General features: G+C 40.4%; 15 protein-coding genes. 10 read left to right on the forward strand and 5 right to left on the reverse strand.

Annotated features, from left to right (window positions below):
* Positions 1-4: 4 nt before the first annotated feature.
* The 3 genes from ACRD69_RS00885 (at position 5) to ACRD69_RS00895 (ending at position 4011) form a co-directional block, all read left to right on the forward strand.
* Positions 5-1060, forward strand: coding sequence for a sensor histidine kinase (locus tag ACRD69_RS00885; RefSeq protein WP_430813166.1), 1056 nt, complete (start codon positions 5-7; stop codon positions 1058-1060).
* The gene (locus tag ACRD69_RS00890; protein WP_430813167.1) at positions 1053-1820 is read left to right on the forward strand and encodes a LytR/AlgR family response regulator transcription factor; all 768 of its coding nucleotides are present in this window, start codon (positions 1053-1055) and stop codon (positions 1818-1820) included. The genes ACRD69_RS00885 and ACRD69_RS00890 overlap by 8 nt, the downstream gene beginning before the upstream one ends.
* A 541-nt stretch (positions 1821-2361) precedes the next feature.
* Entirely contained in the window at positions 2362-4011 is a 1650-nt protein-coding gene (locus ACRD69_RS00895; protein ID WP_430813168.1) for a diflavin oxidoreductase, read from the forward strand.
* A gap of 155 nt (positions 4012-4166) precedes the next feature.
* Here the strand turns inward: ACRD69_RS00895 and dnaB are convergent, their stop codons facing one another.
* A complete protein-coding gene (gene dnaB, locus ACRD69_RS00900) occupies positions 4167-5735 on the reverse strand; it encodes a replicative DNA helicase (protein ID WP_430813169.1) in 1569 nt (522 codons plus the stop codon).
* Between the two features lie 172 nt (positions 5736-5907).
* Between dnaB and ispE the strand changes: the two genes are divergently transcribed.
* Complete coding sequence (ispE, locus tag ACRD69_RS00905; RefSeq protein WP_430813170.1) at positions 5908-6723, forward strand: 4-(cytidine 5'-diphospho)-2-C-methyl-D-erythritol kinase; 816 nt, start codon at positions 5908-5910, stop codon at positions 6721-6723.
* A gap of 55 nt (positions 6724-6778) precedes the next feature.
* On the opposite strand, the gene ACRD69_RS00910 is transcribed toward ispE, so the two are convergent.
* The 4 genes from ACRD69_RS00910 to tgt form a co-directional block, all read right to left on the reverse strand.
* Positions 6779-7102 (reverse strand): biotin/lipoyl-containing protein, encoded by a 324-nt coding sequence (locus ACRD69_RS00910; protein ID WP_430813171.1) that lies wholly within the window; start codon positions 7100-7102, stop codon positions 6779-6781.
* Between the two features lie 11 nt (positions 7103-7113).
* On the reverse strand, positions 7114-8658 hold the full coding sequence (locus ACRD69_RS00915) for an acyl-CoA carboxylase subunit beta (protein ID WP_430813172.1): 1545 nt from the start codon (positions 8656-8658) through the stop codon (positions 7114-7116).
* Between the two features lie 172 nt (positions 8659-8830).
* Positions 8831-9913 (reverse strand): LptF/LptG family permease, encoded by a 1083-nt coding sequence (locus ACRD69_RS00920; protein WP_430813173.1) that lies wholly within the window; start codon positions 9911-9913, stop codon positions 8831-8833.
* A gap of 150 nt (positions 9914-10063) precedes the next feature.
* A complete protein-coding gene (tgt, locus tag ACRD69_RS00925; protein ID WP_430813174.1) occupies positions 10064-11194 on the reverse strand; it encodes a tRNA guanosine(34) transglycosylase Tgt in 1131 nt (376 codons plus the stop codon).
* 214 nt (positions 11195-11408) lie between these two features.
* On the opposite strand from tgt, the gene ACRD69_RS00930 reads away from it, so the two are divergent.
* The 6 genes from ACRD69_RS00930 to ACRD69_RS00955 all read left to right on the forward strand — a co-directional run bounded on the left by ACRD69_RS00930 (position 11409) and on the right by ACRD69_RS00955 (position 16229).
* A complete protein-coding gene (locus ACRD69_RS00930) occupies positions 11409-12524 on the forward strand; it encodes a glycosyltransferase (RefSeq protein ID WP_430813175.1) in 1116 nt (371 codons plus the stop codon).
* Positions 12515-13123 carry an RNA polymerase sigma factor gene (locus tag ACRD69_RS00935; RefSeq protein WP_430813176.1) on the forward strand — a complete coding sequence of 203 codons (609 nt, stop codon included), beginning with the start codon at positions 12515-12517 and terminating at the stop codon, positions 13121-13123. The genes ACRD69_RS00930 and ACRD69_RS00935 overlap by 10 nt, the downstream gene beginning before the upstream one ends.
* A gap of 58 nt (positions 13124-13181) precedes the next feature.
* Complete coding sequence (gene rsmG / locus ACRD69_RS00940; protein WP_430813177.1) at positions 13182-13802, forward strand: 16S rRNA (guanine(527)-N(7))-methyltransferase RsmG; 621 nt, start codon at positions 13182-13184, stop codon at positions 13800-13802.
* 190 nt (positions 13803-13992) lie between these two features.
* Positions 13993-14151, forward strand: coding sequence for a 50S ribosomal protein L34 (gene rpmH / locus ACRD69_RS00945; protein ID WP_200464190.1), 159 nt, complete (start codon positions 13993-13995; stop codon positions 14149-14151).
* A gap of 169 nt (positions 14152-14320) precedes the next feature.
* The gene (locus ACRD69_RS00950) at positions 14321-15124 is read left to right on the forward strand and encodes a PASTA domain-containing protein (protein WP_430813178.1); all 804 of its coding nucleotides are present in this window, start codon (positions 14321-14323) and stop codon (positions 15122-15124) included.
* 52 nt (positions 15125-15176) lie between these two features.
* Entirely contained in the window at positions 15177-16229 is a 1053-nt protein-coding gene (locus tag ACRD69_RS00955; RefSeq protein ID WP_430813179.1) for an RluA family pseudouridine synthase, read from the forward strand.
* Positions 16230-16240: the final 11 nt, after the last annotated feature.

The raw sequence follows: 16240 nt of genomic DNA on the forward strand, positions 1-16240 counted from the left end.
TCATATGCACAATATTCTGGCACGAAATAAAAGGCTGAAATTACTCTTGACACCATTGATATTATTTGGAATTATCTCAATGGCAATGGCTTTATCTGTAGTATTTAAATACAGAACATTAGAGGAAATAAGCCAGATGCCCCTTGAACGCATGGTAATTGGGTTTATTGAAACCCTGGCTTTAGTATTTTTCTATAATTATGTTGTTCGAAAACTTAATGTTAAGTTCCCCTGGGATCGCAATTGGCTGATTCGTTCATTCATAGACTTTGGCATTGCATTATTAATTCCTGTAATGCTTATTACATTAATTAATGTTGCCTTTAATTATGGCTGGCTGAAACCACACGATCATGACGATAAATATAAAATAATGATATACATTATGCCATTGATGGTCAGTGCACTGTTAATGGTAGTGGTGGAGATGATTGTTTCAACAGAAGAGCGCAATAAGCTGGAGGTTAAATTGGCCAATATTGAAAAGGAACAAATAGTATCGAAATATTCTGCTTTAAAAGAGCAACTCGATCATCATTTCCTCTTCAATAACTTAAGTGTGCTGTCATCATTAATATACGAGAGCACCGAGAAAGCAGACCGTTTCATTCAGGACTTTGCCAGTATTTATCGCTATGTTTTATCCATCAACAAACAGGACCTGGTAACGGTTAATGAAGAGCTGGAGTTTATATCAACCTATCTGAACCTGTATAAGTTCAGATTTGAAGAGGGTTTTAGCTACTCATTAAAGGTAGATGAGAAGTTTCATAACTACCTCATCCCTCCCCTTACTTTGCAGGTGGTTGTGGAAAATGTTTTTAAACACAATGTTGTATCAAGGCATCAACCTTTAACCCTTGAAATAAAAAACACAGACAATTTCCTGGTAATCGAAAACAACATGCAGGTCAAAAATAGTAAGGAAGTGTCAACACGAACCGGTCAGCAAAATATCATTGAGAAATATAAATTACTAAATTGTGAGTTGCCTGTATTCAAAGCGCAGGATGATAAATACATTGCTCAAATCCCTATAATAAAGCCAAGCCATGATTGATGTTTTAATTGTTGAAGATGAGATGCCGTCGGCGCGTAAGCTTAAATCAATGCTCGAACAGCGAGCTTCAGATTTTAACATCGTAACGATCTTAGATTCTGTTTCTTCAAGCATAGAGTTTCTAAGTAAGAATGAGGTTGACCTGATATTCCTTGATATACACCTGGCTGATGGCAATAGCTTTGAGATCTTTGAGAGTATTAACATCACAACACCCATCATCTTTACCACAGCCTTTGATCAGTATGCCATTCAGGCCTTTGACCAAAACAGCATCGGATACCTTTTAAAACCCGTGAGTGGCGATAAACTGGAGGCTGCCATCGAAAAATTCAGAGAACAACATCAGAAAAAAGATGCCGGCACCATTGATTACCAGTTATTGGGCAAGGCTATTGTTCAACAGCAGGAACAACCTGATTACCGGGAGCGCTTTATGGTCCATTATCGCGATAAAATAAAAACCATTGCCGTTGAAGATGTGGCCTATATTTATGCCGAGAACAGGGGCGTATTTATCTGCACCAAAGAAGGGCGTATTTACGATATCAATCAAACACTGGAGCATTTGATTGAAGAGCTTAATCCCCGTTTGTTTTTCAGAGCCAATCGCAAATACATTATCAGTATTACATCCATTGTCGAAGCGCATTTGTATTCAAAGAGCAAACTGAAACTGGAACTCAATCCTCCTGCCAGCAGTGAGGTCATCATTTCAAGCGAAAGAGCGTCTAAGTTTAAGAAATGGCTGGCAATGTAGTAGCTTTGGTAACGGATTGAGATGTTATAAGCAGCTTGACTGTCCAATGGATTAATTGTCTAATCGTTTAACTGTTGAATTGTTTATCTGTCTGTTCACTTCGCTACCGCGCGAACAATGTCATTCAGGTAAGGCTGAATTGAAAAACGATGCTATCCAAGGTACACCAATTACTCAAATTTTATTCCTGCCCCAAAATATGCTGGCAAGCTGTAAATAGCAGGCTCTAGGTCTGCCATATCATAGCCATGGGGCACACCGATAGAATAGTACGATAAGCGGAATGCACTTCCGACGGTAAGCGTAACAATTGTAAGACGGCAATGGTAGAGGCACTAACATGGTAATGGTGGAGATGCTACCAATTCAATTACTTTGCATCTGACAAACAGGATGTTTAACTTTGATGATACATTAAACCAAAAAATTGCCCTTTCAATACGCTTTTGCAAACAAACAATTACCCCTGTCTCTTGTTATTAAATCAAAGGCACTCATAGGCTGTGCTATTCATTAACATCGACAAAAACACGCATCATATATGGGATTTTTCAGCACTCTTCTTAAAAAGAAAGAAAAACCACTCACCCTAAACATACTGGACAATTATAATTGTCCGCCCGTCACCATTTTATATGGCACCAAAACAGGTAATGCCCAACTTATTGCGCAACAGGCACATAAATATTACCACCAGTGTGGCATCGAAAGTGAATGCTACAACATGGATAAATACGATGTTGGACGCCTGCCGTCGGAAAACAAACTATTACTTGTGATCAGTACCGATGGTGAAGGAGAATTACCGCCTAATGCTCGGAAATTTTACCAGTTATTGCAACACGAAGAAATGCCAATGCTCAACAACTTGCAGTATGCTGTATGTGCCTTGGGCGATTCGAGCTATGACCATTTTTGCGGAGCCGGCAAGCAGGTCGATGCCCAACTTCAAAAACTGGGTGCACATGCAATAATCAACAGGGTTGATTGCGATCTGGATTTTAAGAAATCAGCGTTACAGTGGATACAAAATTCCTATGATACCATTGTTGGCATCAAAAAAGGCAAGGAAGCAAGCGTTAAAGCAGAACTGGAATTACCCGACTTCGTATCCGCAAAGCTCTTAAGTCGCAGGCAATTGACCAAAGCACAGGTTGAACAGCCAGTATTCCACATTGAGCTTGATAATACAGAAAATGCTGTTACTTATGCGGCTGGCGATTGCATTGAGATCATCCCTGCAAATCCAGACAAACTGGTTAGTCAGATAATAGAGACATTAAACCTGCAGAAATCACAGGAATTAATATCCTATAACCATAGCCTGGAATATTCCCTGTTATATCAGTTTGAAATTACCAAACTAACAAGGCCCGTTATCAGGCGATTCATGAAAATAAACGATAGTGAGGCCCTAAGCAAGCTATACAACAACAAAGAAGAACTTCGTCATTACATCAACAACTCCGATGTGCTGGATCTGATAAGCGATTATCCGTTCAAGATGGATGCCGATGAGTTTGTAAGTATTTTACAGCCCATTCACTCGCGCTATTATTCAATTGCATCGGGCTTTAAGGCTAAACCCGGTCAAATAGACCTGACTGTTAAAACAGTGCGTTTTCAGCAAAAACAACGTCAGTATGAAGGTGCTGGCTCAACCTATGTCAATGAAGGTTTGAATGAGGGAGCGACTATTAATTACCGCCTGGTCAGTAACCCGTCTTTTAACCTGCCCGAAGATAAAGATACGCCTGTTATCATGATAGGCGTAGGTACAGGCATTGCTCCTTACCGTGCCTTTTTGCAGGATATGGAGGCCCAGGCAATCAAAAATAAAGCATGGTTAATATGGGGTGATAAACACCAGGCCAGTGATTTTATTTACGAAGATGAAATCATTCATTTCTATAAAAATAACACACTTGCCTTTATCAACACCGCCTTTTCGCGCGATCAGGAGGAAAAAGAATACGTTCAGCACCGCCTGACTGACTATAAAGAACGACTGTTGGAATGGCTGGATAACGGCGCCATTATTTACCTGTGCGGACACAATAAGATGGGTGACCAGGTAAAGGCAACGCTTGTACGACTGTACATGGACGAAAAAGGCATGAGCGAACAGCAGGCCAAAGCATACCTGCGTCAACAACGCGACAACAATATTATTCGGGAAGATCTGTATTAATAGAAAAGAGGAATCAGAAGTGGTGATTCAGGGCAGAGTAATTATCCTCTCCCTCTTCATCACTTTTCTTCATCAGTTTTCATTCCACCCACTATGTCTATGGTCCTCGGTTTACCCAGTTGTAGTTTACAAATAAAAGGTCAGAACCAATGATATTAGAAAGGAACATCACTGTTAAAGCCCGGACCTTCGGGGAATTCAGGTAAATGCTGTCCGTTATCAGCCGGTGGTCCTCCTGCTTCGGCTCCTTCATTCATTTTTGAACCAAAGGTTTGTGAGGAACCATTGTTACTGTTATTATCGCCAAATCCGCCTCCTTCTTCAAATTCAGTATCTTCAACATCCTGGAAACGCGCTAACTCGGCACGGAATCGCAAACGAACGTCGGCTGTTGGTCCCGCACGGTGCTTGGCAATAATAATTTCAGCCATACCAATCAATGAGTTACCCTGCTCATCCTCTGTAATACGATAGTACTCGGGACGGTGAATAAAACATACCATATCGGCATCCTGCTCTATCGCACCCGATTCACGAAGGTCAGATAGCTGAGGTCTTTTACCCTCTGCTCCGGCACGCCCTTCAACACCACGGTTAAGCTGCGACAGTGCAATAATCGGCACATCCAGTTCCTTGGCCAGTCCTTTCAGGTTTCGCGATATCAAACTCACCTCTTCCTGACGCGAGCCCGGGTTCATACCACTGGCATTCATCAGCTGCAGGTAGTCAATTATAACACACTGTATATCGTGTTGCTTCTTTAAACGGCGACACTTGGCACGCAATTCAAATACAGATAATCCGGCTGTATCATCCACAAAGATAGGCGCATCGATCAGGTTCTGTATCTTATGGTCGAGCTGCTCCCACTCATATGGTGCCAGGTTACCTTTCTTAATCTTATCGGCCGACAGCTCTGTTTCCGATACGATCAAACGGTTAACCAATTCCACGTTTGACATCTCCAGTGAGAAGATGGCAACAGGTGTTTTATGATTAAGTGCCATCTGGCGGGTCATGGACAGTACAAAAGCTGTTTTACCCATGGCAGGACGAGCAGCAATAATAATCAAAGCGGAACCCTGCCAACCTGATGTAATGCGATCCAGGGCGGCAAATCCCGAAGGTGTCCCACTCATACCATCCGTACGTTCCGATGCTGCCTTGATACGGTCAATGGCATCCTGAATAACGGGATTGATCTGCGTGGCATCGCGCTTCATACTTCCTTGCGAAAGCATAAAGAAAGTACTCTCTGCCTCTTCCAGTAAGTCATTGACATCAATCGAGTCATCGTAGGCTTTACCCTGCAGGTCACTCGATATCTGGATCATCTGGCGTTGCAGGTATTTCTGCCATATAATACGCGCATGGTATTCAATATGCGCAGCCGATGCTACCTTACTTGTTAACTGCGTGATATAAAAAGCACCACCACACTCCTCAAGCTTACCCATTTTTTTGAGCTGCTGCGTTACCGTCAGCATATCAACGGGCTGCTCATGAGCCTCCAGATCCATAATGGCTTTATACACATGCTGGTTGGCTTCTTTGTAAAAATGCTCGGGTTTCAATAGTTCCGAAACATTTAAAAAAGCCTCTTTTTCCAGCAACAACGCACCCAAAACCGCTTCCTCAAGATCAGTAACCTGAGGGGGAAGTTTACCCATTTCCAGCCCAGCTGCAGCAGGCTTTTTACGATTAGAATACTTGTTATCTGCCATATGTATATTTGGAAAATTTAAGAGCAGCAAAGATATAAATTAATTGTTGATTTGCTGATTTGCTCATTTGTTTATTTCTGATTCTAAGGATCTGATCATTAATTAAACCTTGTTGTTAAAGGGAAGTACTAATCACTAAAAAAACCTTTTCTTTGCATCAAATACTAAAAAGATGATTTGCTACCCCAATGCTAAAATAAACATAGGCCTCAACGTGGTTGAGAAAAGACAGGACGGATACCATAACCTGGAAACTATATTTTACCCGGTACCATTGTGCGATGCACTTGAAACCGTTTACCATGTAGATGGAAAAACACCCTATACATTTAGCAATACAGGTATTGAAGTAGATGCCAGGCCCGAGGACAACATATGTATAAAGGCATTGAACCTGATCAGAAAGAAATATGATGTTCCGCCCATTCAAATTCATCTGCACAAACAGATACCTTTTGGTGCCGGTTTAGGTGGTGGTTCTGCCGATGGCGCCTTTATGCTTAATCTGCTCAATAAAGAGTTCAAGCTTGATATCAGTGAGAATGAATTACATGAAATGGCAGCTCAGCTAGGTGCCGACTGTGCATTTTTCATCAACAATAAAGCGGCCTACGCAACCGGAATTGGCGACCAGCTGCAAACTATTGATCTGGATCTGTCAGGGTATTATATGGCATTGATCAAGCCTCCTGTTCACGTCTCAACTCCTGAAGCGTATAGTGGTATCGTTCCCAAGCCGTCAACAGAATCATTGGTCGACCTGATACAATTACCTGTTGAGCAATGGAAGCATCATATTAAAAATGATTTTGAGCGATCGGTATTTGCCAATCATCCTGAAATAGGAAAAATGAAGATGGACCTGTATGAAGCAGGTGCCCTTTATGCCTCCATGTCGGGAAGTGGTTCAAGTGTTTTTGGGCTTTTTAAGGAAGAACCTCAATTAAAGCTGAAGGATACTTACTTCAAGTGGATTAAAAAGCTATAAGCTAAAGGCTCTTGATCAGGATATAAAAAAAGGCTGCCCTCAGGCAGCCTTTTTTCTATTCTATCTCAACCATTAACTGGTTTTTAGGAATTCTATCTCCTTGTGAAACTTTAATTGATTTTACCTTACCATCGCGTGGCATGGTAATCTGGTTACGCATTTTCATGGCCTCCAGAATCAATAGCGATTCACCTTCTTTAACTTCCTGTCCCTCTTTAACAAACACTTCACAGATTGTACCCGGTATATAGGATAAAATATGATCAGGGTTTGGAGCTTCATACTTGACTCTGTTTTCGAATTTTTTAGTCAACTTTGTTTTATACTTCATACTAAGTATAGCAAAATCAACTAATCCTTCAGTTTTCTTTGTACCCATATGCTCAGCTATTAAAATGGAGGAATACCATGCTTCTTAGCAGGGCGATGATCGTCTTTATTAGCCGAAACTTCAATTGCATGTAATAACAATTCACGTGTTTCGCTAGGCTCAATTACAGAATCGATGTAACCTTTAGCTGCAGCAACATAAGGGTTAGCAAACTTCTCTTTGTATTCTTCAACCTTAAGAGCACGCATTGCATCCTTATCTTCAGCTTCATCAATCTCTTTCTTGAAAATGATATTAGCAGCACCTTCAGGTCCCATTACTGCGATCTCAGCCATTGGCCATGCAAACATAAAGTCAGCACCCAGGTGACGTGAGTTCATAGCAATATAACCACCACCATAAGCCTTACGTAAGATAACTGTTACTTTAGGTACAGTCGCCTCTGAGTATGCGTAAAGCACTTTAGCACCATGGCGGATGACACCGGCATGCTCCTGATCAACACCCGGAAGGTAACCCGGCATATCCTCAAGAGTGATAATTGGAATATTAAAGGCATCACAGTAGCGGATAAAACGAGCGGCTTTATCTGAGCTGTCGCAATCAAGTACACCGGCCAATACTAAAGGCTGGTTAGCTACAAAACCTACTGTTTCACCATTTAAGCGACCAAAACCAATAACAATATTGGCTGCCCAAAGGTCCTGAATTTCGAAGAAATCAGAATCATCAACAATAGCCCTGATAACATCACGTACGTCATACGGTGTCTTAGGATCTGAAGGAATAATATCCTCGATCTTACCTTTAAACTTAGGTGGTTTTGGTGGGAATGCTTTAGCTTTCTTACCGTTATTCCAGGGGATAAATGTTATCAGCTTCTTAATCTGCTCGAAACATTCTGCCTCGCTGTCTGAGAAAAAGTGAGCATTACCGGTTATTTCGGCGTGTACCCGGGCTCCCCCTAGGTCTTCCATCGAAATCTTTTCACCAAGTACTGATTCGATCACACCTGGTCCTGTAATAAACATTTTAGAAATATTCTCAACTACAAAAACGAAGTCAGTTAACGCTGGCGAATACACCGCACCACCGGCACATGGTCCCAGAATAACTGATAGCTGAGGAATTACTCCTGAAGCCAAAGTGTTACGATAGAAGATTTCACCATATCCAGCTAATGAGTTCACACCCTCCTGAATACGAGCACCACCTGAATCGTTAATACCGATTAATGGCACACGCATTTTTAAAGCGTGATCCATGATTTTTGTAATTTTACGGGCATGCATTAATCCTAATGATCCCCCGGCTACTGTAAAATCCTGTGCGAAAATACAGATTGGTGCACCATAAACGGTACCCGTTCCGATAATTACTCCATCACCGTGTAATTGCTTTTTCTCCATTCCGAAGTCTCGAGCTGTGTGCTCAACAAAAAGGTCATATTCGGTGAAAGAATCTTTATCAACAAGTGCAAGGATTCTTTCGCGAGCCGTCATTTTACCCATGGCAGCTTGCTTCTCAATGGCTCTGTCGCCACCACCCTTTTGTACTTGTTCCTTTCTTTTCCGAAGGTCAAGGATGTGTTTTTTCAATGACATAATCCAAAAATTTGATTTAACCTACTATTAATCAAAATATCAATTAACATACTCTGATTAACAATTTTTCAGAGTGCATAATTACTAATTTATTTTTTTTAACAAAAGGAATAAGGTCAGTAAGTGCGAATGCGAACAAACTAATTTCACACTTAATTTTTTAACTGTCAAGTTATTTAGGGGCTCTCATATATAAAAAGATTCCAACTGCGGCAAAAACAATATTTGGCAACCACACAGCCAGTATCGGATTCATATTACCATTGACAGCAAATGTTGTGGAGATGGTCATAAACAAAATATAACCAAAGCTTAATGCGATGCCAACACCAATGTGTAATCCCATTCCGCCTCTAACCTTTCGAGATGCAAGAGATACACCTATTAATGTCAGAATAAAAGCACTGAATGGCGAGGCCCATCGCTTATACTTTTCTATTAAAAATTCTTCCAGGTTACCAACACCTCGTGCTTTTTGTTCCTCTATATATTCATTCAGCTCTGTGTTGGTCATCATTTCAAAGTATTTGCGTTCTTCCTTAAAGTCCTTTGGTGTGATGTTCGGGATAAGGGTGTCAAGCTTCTGCCCGGTTATAATCTCATGTTCCACACCATTTTTAAACTCACGCAATACATAATTACTCAGCTGCCATTTGGTTGTTGCAGTATCGTATTTGGCATAGCGGGCCGATAATTTTGACAACAGCTCTTTACCATCATACTTTTCCATCGAAAAATGTTCGCCCCTGCCACTATAGGCACGGTATTTATCCATGTATACAAATACGCTCGGCTCTATTTGCATGTGAATCTTTTCGAGCCCCTTCTCTTTCCTGTTCTTTACATATTCATTCTCAAACTTAATGCGCGTCTGATTCGCAGGTGGGATAACATATCCACCCAAAAGGAATGAGAAAGCACCAATAATTGCAGCTCCTATAAAATAAGGAAACATCATACGGCGAAAACTTACCCCACTTGATAAAATGGCAATAATCTCAGTTTGATAAGCCATTTTTGAAGTAAAAAAGATCACAGCTATAAAAACGAACAGTGGCGTAAATAAATTGGCAAAATAGGGAATGAAATTTTTATAGTAATCAAAAACAACCGCTCTGAGGGGCGCCCCTGTTTCAAAGAAGTTATCAATCTTTTCAGTTACATCAAACACCACTGAAATGCTAATTATCAGCAGAATAGCAAAGAAGAAAGTCCCCAGGAACTTTTTAAGTATATAAAGATCAAGTTTTTTCAAAACCTGTTATTTTTAATTGAAGTATTGTGTCAGCTACAAAAGAACAAAAAAATAGTTACAAGCTAAATTTAATGCTCTTTAAGTTTTTTATCAGTCCTATCACTGTGCCCATAATAGAGACAATCATATACCCGATAACACTCACAGTAATTATAAACGCGTTGTTAACTTTTTAACCATAACATCTTTCCACTGGGCAAAATCACCTTCTATAATGTGTTTGCGTGCCTCACGTACCAACCATAAATAGAAAGTCAGGTTGTGCATACTTCCTATCTGGGCTGCCAACATTTCTTTTGACACATAAAGATGACGTAAATAAGCCTTGGTATAGTGATGATCAACAAAAGAAGTGCCGTTGGGGTCTACGGGAGAAAAGTCATTCTTCCACTTCTCATTGCGCATATTCAGGATGCCTTCTGACGTAAACAACATGCCATTACGACCATTACGGGTAGGCATAACGCAGTCAAACATATCCACTCCAAGTGCAATATTTTCCAGTAAATTAGCCGGTGTACCAACTCCCATCAGGTAACGGGGCTTATCTTTGGGGAGAATGCCATTGACCAACTCAACCATTTCATACATGACCTCGGTGGGTTCGCCAACAGCCAAACCACCTATGGCATTACCTTCCCTGTTTTGCGATGCGATAAATTCGGCCGACTGTGTTCTTAAATCACGGTAACCCGCACCCTGAACAATAGGGAAGAATGTTTGTGAATGCCCGTACAAAGGTTCAGTCTTATCAAAATGATCAACCCCTCGTTTTAGCCAGCGGTGCGTCAGCTCCATTGATTTTTTCGCATAGGCATACTCTGCATCGCCGGGAGGGCATTCGTCCAGTGCCATGATAATATCAGCACCAATTACCCGTTGTATATCCACCACATTTTCAGGCGTAAACAAATGCTTGGAACCGTCCAGATGAGATCGGAACATGGCCCCTTCTTCAGTTAACTTACGGTTATCACTTAAAGAAAATACCTGGTAACCTCCACTATCGGTCAGCATTGGCCTGTCCCATCCGTTGAACTTGTGCAATCCCCCTGCTGCTTTTAGTATATCAAGACCCGGACGTAAATATAAATGATAGGTATTACCAAGAATGATCTGAGCCTTAACATCATCCTCTAAATCACGAAAATGCACCCCTTTTACAGAACCAACCGTTCCGACCGGCATAAATATAGGCGTTTCTATTTTACCATGATCAGTGGTTATCTCCCCTGCCCTGGCACTACTTTTAGCATCTGTATGTTGTAACTCAAACTTCATTTTTCCAATTCTATCATTTACAATTGTTTCATTCTGACCTATATTCAGAACAGCCTGCAAATATACAATAGCTGCCGGGATAATTAAAATATTGTGCCGGCATCATCGATGAAATCTTATGGAATTGAATATTTTTAAAGATGTTCTAAAATTGCATGTATCAGAACAGGTTATTTTTTGAAAATTGTTGCACTTTTGACTAAAATTCAAATCTGTGGAGCAAACAACACTATATATTATAATCGGCCTCTATGCTTTTTCATGGCTGTTTCAGTTTTTTTACCATCTGTATTTTCTGTTAAAACCTGCTTTATTTATTCCCCGGGATAAGGATCAGCATCAACCTGTTTCAGTTATCATTTGCGCTAAGAATGAAGCAGACAATCTAAAGGCTTTTTTACCATCTGTATGCCGGCAAGATCATCCGGAATTTGAAGTCATTGTGGTCAATGACTGTTCAACTGATGACACGGAGATGGTACTGGCTCAATTAAAAACCGAATTCACTAACCTGTATTACACCAGTATCCCCTTAAGCAAGCAACACTACCAGGGCAAAAAACTCGCGTTAACACTTGGGATAAAGGCTGCCAACCATGAGCATCTTATTTTTACGGATGCCGACTGCCAGCCTGCCTCTGAGCACTGGCTGACCGAAATAAGCAGTCAATTCACTGATGAAAAGCACATTATTGTCGGTCATGGGCGATACGAAAAAAAGAAAGGCTTATTCAACCTGTTTTTGCGCTACGAAACTTTTTTCAACGCGGTTCAATACATGGGCTTTACCCTGCGCAACAAACCGTTTATGGCTGTTGGCCGAAACATGGCATACACCAAATCTTTATTTGAAAACAGCAACGTTTTTAAACGCTACCTGAACATAGCATCCGGTGATGATGACCTGTTTATGCGTCAATGTGCCACAAAACAAAATACCACTATACAAACAAGCTATAACAGCCAGACTATTTCAATAGCTCCTAAAAATTTCAACGAGTGGATAAGCCGTAAGTCAAGGCATTTAACCACCGCTCCGCTATACAAGTTCGGCATTAAAACGTGGCTGATCACTGAGGCAATGACCCGTCAAATATTTTGGGTCCTAACACTTTGTTCACTTTTTTTTCCTACTTTTGTTCCAATAGCGGCAGGATTATTTATTAGTCGTTTACTTGTACTGCACATTGTACTTGCTAAAGCAGCTAATAAAATGGGAGAAAATAAATTGTACTGGGCAACATTACTTTTTGATTTCATAACACCGGTTGTTATTGCATGCGTGTGGTTTAATAATTTTATTAGTGCAAAGAAGAAGAAATGGAAGTAAATCCCAATCTATCTGATAAGGCAAAATATGATTTAGACTTAGTAGAATTTGCGGTTAAGGGCGACCAAAAAGCCTTTGCCGAACTAATGGGCCGTTACAGAGATGCCATTTACTTCATGCTTCTCAAGATGGTGAATAATAAAAGTGATGCTGAAGACCTTACCATTGAGGCTTTCGGTAAAGCTTTTAAAAACATCCACCAATACTCGCCCAATTATGCTTTTAGTACCTGGCTGTTTAAAATCGCTTCAAATAACTGCATTGATTTCCTAAGAAAAAAACGCAATAACATTGTATCTATTGACGGTGGTATATCTGATGATAAAGAAAATGATCAGCCAATTCACCTGAAAGATGAAACACCTGATCCGGAAGAGCACCTGATCAAACAGCAAAAGAAAGTATTAATGCGTACCGTGGTTAAAAAACTTAAACCTCGTTACCGTATACTTATTGAGTTGCGTTATTTTAAGGAGTTCTCCTATGAAGAAATTGCTGAGGAGCTGGATCTGCCACTTGGAACGGTAAAAGCTCAACTTTTCAGAGCGCGTGAATTACTCTTCAACACACTCAAAAACTCTGATATTAAATTAGGATAATTACTATCTGTTTTCTAAACAAAAAGACTTTTCAGGACAAGTGTCCTGTGTTACTATTATGGAATTAATTAAAAAGTACTTTCCTGACTTAGATCCTGCCATTGAGGAAAAACTAGGCATGCTAGGAGAGTTATACAGCGACTGGAATTCTAAGATAAATGTCATTTCCCGCAAGGATATGGATCATTTTTATGAGCGACATGTACTGCATTCACTGGGTATTGCCGCCTTTATCCAGTTTGAAAACGACACTCGCATATTAGATGTTGGCTGCGGTGGTGGATTCCCAAGCATTCCACTGGCTATCATGTTTCCACATTGCCGGTTCCATTCCATCGATTCAATTGGAAAGAAGATCAAAGTGGTGAAAGGTGTGGCTGAAGCACTTGATTTAGACAACCTGACAGCAGAGCAGGTGCGCGTTGAAAACCACCCCAAACAATATGACTTTGTTATAAGCAGAGCAGTCACAGCATTTCCGGCCTTTGTTAATTTATGTCAGAATAAATTTCTTTCAAAAAACAAAAATGCCATTACCAATGGTATCATTTACCTTAAGGGAGGTGACTTTGACGATGAGCTAAAATCCTTTAAAAACAGGGCATCGGTAACACCTTTGACCAATTACTTTGAAGAGGAGTTTTTTGAGACAAAGAAGATAATCCACCTGTCAATGTAATAAGCCATTAAACAGATAAAGCATCAATTGTAAAAAAGCATTCATTTTTTTTTGGAAGATAAAAAAAACGTGTATTTTTGCAGTCCGAAAAGCTAGGGTAATAACTTTAGTTTAGCAATTCAATGGAGGAAGATCCCGAACGAATCCATTAGAAAAGCAATATTTAGGAAGATTTAAAAAATTACATACAATGAAAAGGACATTCCAACCATCGAACAGAAAGAGAAGAAACAAGCATGGTTTCCGCGAAAGAATGGCCAGCGCAAGTGGTCGTAAAGTTTTAGCAGCAAGAAGAGCTAAAGGACGTAAGAAATTAAGTGTTTCTAGCGAAAAAAGACACAAAGCTTAATTATTAGCTTTCAAAATATAAAAAGTAAAGAGTCCTACTATTGGATTCTTTACTTTTTTTATGCCCTTAAGTTTGGTAGCAGAAGTTTTACTATTTTTGAACGCTAGAGAACACTGATACTTATTTAGACGGTCAATTTTACTGAAAAGACTGTTACAAACCTATGCATATGTCATATATTAAAAATTTACTCAACAATGTATTTGTAAAGAATATTGTAATTGCAATTGTGGTTATATCATTTGTTTTAATCGCCACATTTGTAAGTCTTAATATTTATACAAATCATGGTGAATACTACCCGGTACCTGATTTTCGTGGTTTAACCGAAGACCAGTTCAGCAAGCTGATCAAAGAAAAAGGATTCCGATATAACATTATTGATTCGGTACATATTGAAGGTGCCTTGCCTGGTGCTGTTATTGAACAAATTCCCGCACCGGGAAGTATGGTAAAGGAAAATCGCAATATTCACTTTACCATCAAATCAATTGCACCTGAAAAGGTGCAGATCCCTAACTTAATTGACTATTCGCTTCGCAATGCCAAGGTAATTCTTGAATCATATGGCCTGGTGGCAGGTGAATTAATTTATGTACCAAGTGAATACCGCAACTTAGTCTTACAGCAACTTTACAAAGGCAAACCGGTTGAACCGGGAACCGTTGTTCTAAAAGGATCTGTAATCGACATGCACATTGGCCAGGGCCTGAGCACCGAAAGAACCAATGTACCCGACTTAAGGGCCCTTACCCTTGAAGAAGCACAAAGCTATTCGGTGTCGGTATCACTCAATGTTGGGGCCATCATCTATGATGAATCCGTTCAGACAGCAGAAGATTCGCTGGCAGCAACAATCTGGCAACAACAACCATCAGCTGTAACAGGCGCCCGTATTCCTTTGGGTGCGTCTATTGATGTATGGCTGAGTGTAGATAGTGCCAAAGTAAATACAGTGTTAGAAATTGAATAATCAACTGCAAACAGTTGAGTAAGGATTGACAAAAAGGTAAATAATAAAAAAAATGGCTGAGCACATACAGGAAGAAGAATTTGATGAATTAGAAGAAAGTAATGAATTGTATGAGCATTACCGGTTTGTAACTGACCCGGGTCAAAAGCCCCTGCGAATTGACAAATTCCTGGTTAACCGGGTTGACAATGCATCACGCAATAAAATACAGGATGCTGCTGCTGCCGGTAACATCAGGGTTAACGATGTGCCGGTTAAATCAAACTATAAAATAAAGCCCAACGAAGTCATCACCATTGTGATGTCATTTCCACGTCGCGAATTAAAAATAATTGCCCAGGACATTCCTCTTGATATCCCTTATGAAGATGATGACCTGATCATCATCAATAAGAAACCGGGAATGGTAGTACACCCTGGTCATGGCAACTACACCGACACCATGGTCAATGCCCTGGCCTGGCACTTAAAAGATGTGGAACTATTCAACTCTGAAGATCCTCGCCCTGGTTTGGTGCACCGTATTGACAAGGATACATCGGGCTTGCTGGTAGTTGCAAAAACAGAGCAGGCTAAGAACTTTCTGGCACGTCAGTTTTTTGAAAAAACATCAACACGTACCTATGTGGCCCTGGTTTGGGGACAACCCAAAGAAGATGAAGGCACCATAACCGGTAACATTGGCCGTAGTCTTCAGGACCGTAAACAAATGGCTGTTTTCCCTGAAGGAGACAGAGGTAAGCATGCTGTGACTCATTATAAAGTATTGGAGCGACTAGGCTATGTATCATTGGTTGAATGCAGACTTGAGACGGGTCGCACACACCAGATCAGAGCGCATATGAAGTACCTTGGCCATCCGCTTTTTAATGATGAGCGCTATGGAGGGCACCAAATCTTAAAAGGAACCACTTTTACAAAATACAAGCAATTTGTTCAAAACTGCTTCAAGATATTGCCACGCCAGGCTTTACATGCCAAAACATTAGGTTTTGTACATCCAACAACAAAAGAGTACATTGATTTCAACACTGATATTCCCAATGACATGATGGAGGCCATTGAAAAATGGCGCGGCTATATTGCAGGACGCGAAAATGACTAAAATTGAACCTG

Source organism: Carboxylicivirga agarovorans, assembly GCF_050589845.1.
Taxonomy (GTDB): Bacteria; Bacteroidota; Bacteroidia; order Bacteroidales; family Marinilabiliaceae; genus Carboxylicivirga; species Carboxylicivirga agarovorans.

Excerpts from the sequence above, each read along its gene's own strand:
- ACRD69_RS00885 (WP_430813166.1), top strand. The coding sequence starts at position 5 with ATGCACAATATTCTGGCACGAAATAAAAGGCTGAAATTACTCTTGACA.
- ACRD69_RS00890 (WP_430813167.1), top strand. The coding sequence starts at position 1,053 with ATGATTGATGTTTTAATTGTTGAAGATGAGATGCCGTCGGCGCGTAAG.
- ACRD69_RS00895 (WP_430813168.1), top strand. The coding sequence starts at position 2,362 with ATGGGATTTTTCAGCACTCTTCTTAAAAAGAAAGAAAAACCACTCACC.
- dnaB (WP_430813169.1), bottom strand. The coding sequence starts at position 5,735 with ATGGCAGATAACAAGTATTCTAATCGTAAAAAGCCTGCTGCAGCTGGG.
- ispE (WP_430813170.1), top strand. The coding sequence starts at position 5,908 with ATGATTTGCTACCCCAATGCTAAAATAAACATAGGCCTCAACGTGGTT.
- ACRD69_RS00910 (WP_430813171.1), bottom strand. The coding sequence starts at position 7,102 with ATGGGTACAAAGAAAACTGAAGGATTAGTTGATTTTGCTATACTTAGT.
- ACRD69_RS00915 (WP_430813172.1), bottom strand. The coding sequence starts at position 8,658 with ATGTCATTGAAAAAACACATCCTTGACCTTCGGAAAAGAAAGGAACAA.
- tgt (WP_430813174.1), bottom strand. The coding sequence starts at position 11,194 with ATGAAGTTTGAGTTACAACATACAGATGCTAAAAGTAGTGCCAGGGCA.
- ACRD69_RS00935 (WP_430813176.1), top strand. The coding sequence starts at position 12,515 with ATGGAAGTAAATCCCAATCTATCTGATAAGGCAAAATATGATTTAGAC.
- rsmG (WP_430813177.1), top strand. The coding sequence starts at position 13,182 with ATGGAATTAATTAAAAAGTACTTTCCTGACTTAGATCCTGCCATTGAG.
- rpmH (WP_200464190.1), top strand. The coding sequence starts at position 13,993 with ATGAAAAGGACATTCCAACCATCGAACAGAAAGAGAAGAAACAAGCAT.
- ACRD69_RS00950 (WP_430813178.1), top strand. The coding sequence starts at position 14,321 with ATGTCATATATTAAAAATTTACTCAACAATGTATTTGTAAAGAATATT.
- ACRD69_RS00955 (WP_430813179.1), top strand. The coding sequence starts at position 15,177 with ATGGCTGAGCACATACAGGAAGAAGAATTTGATGAATTAGAAGAAAGT.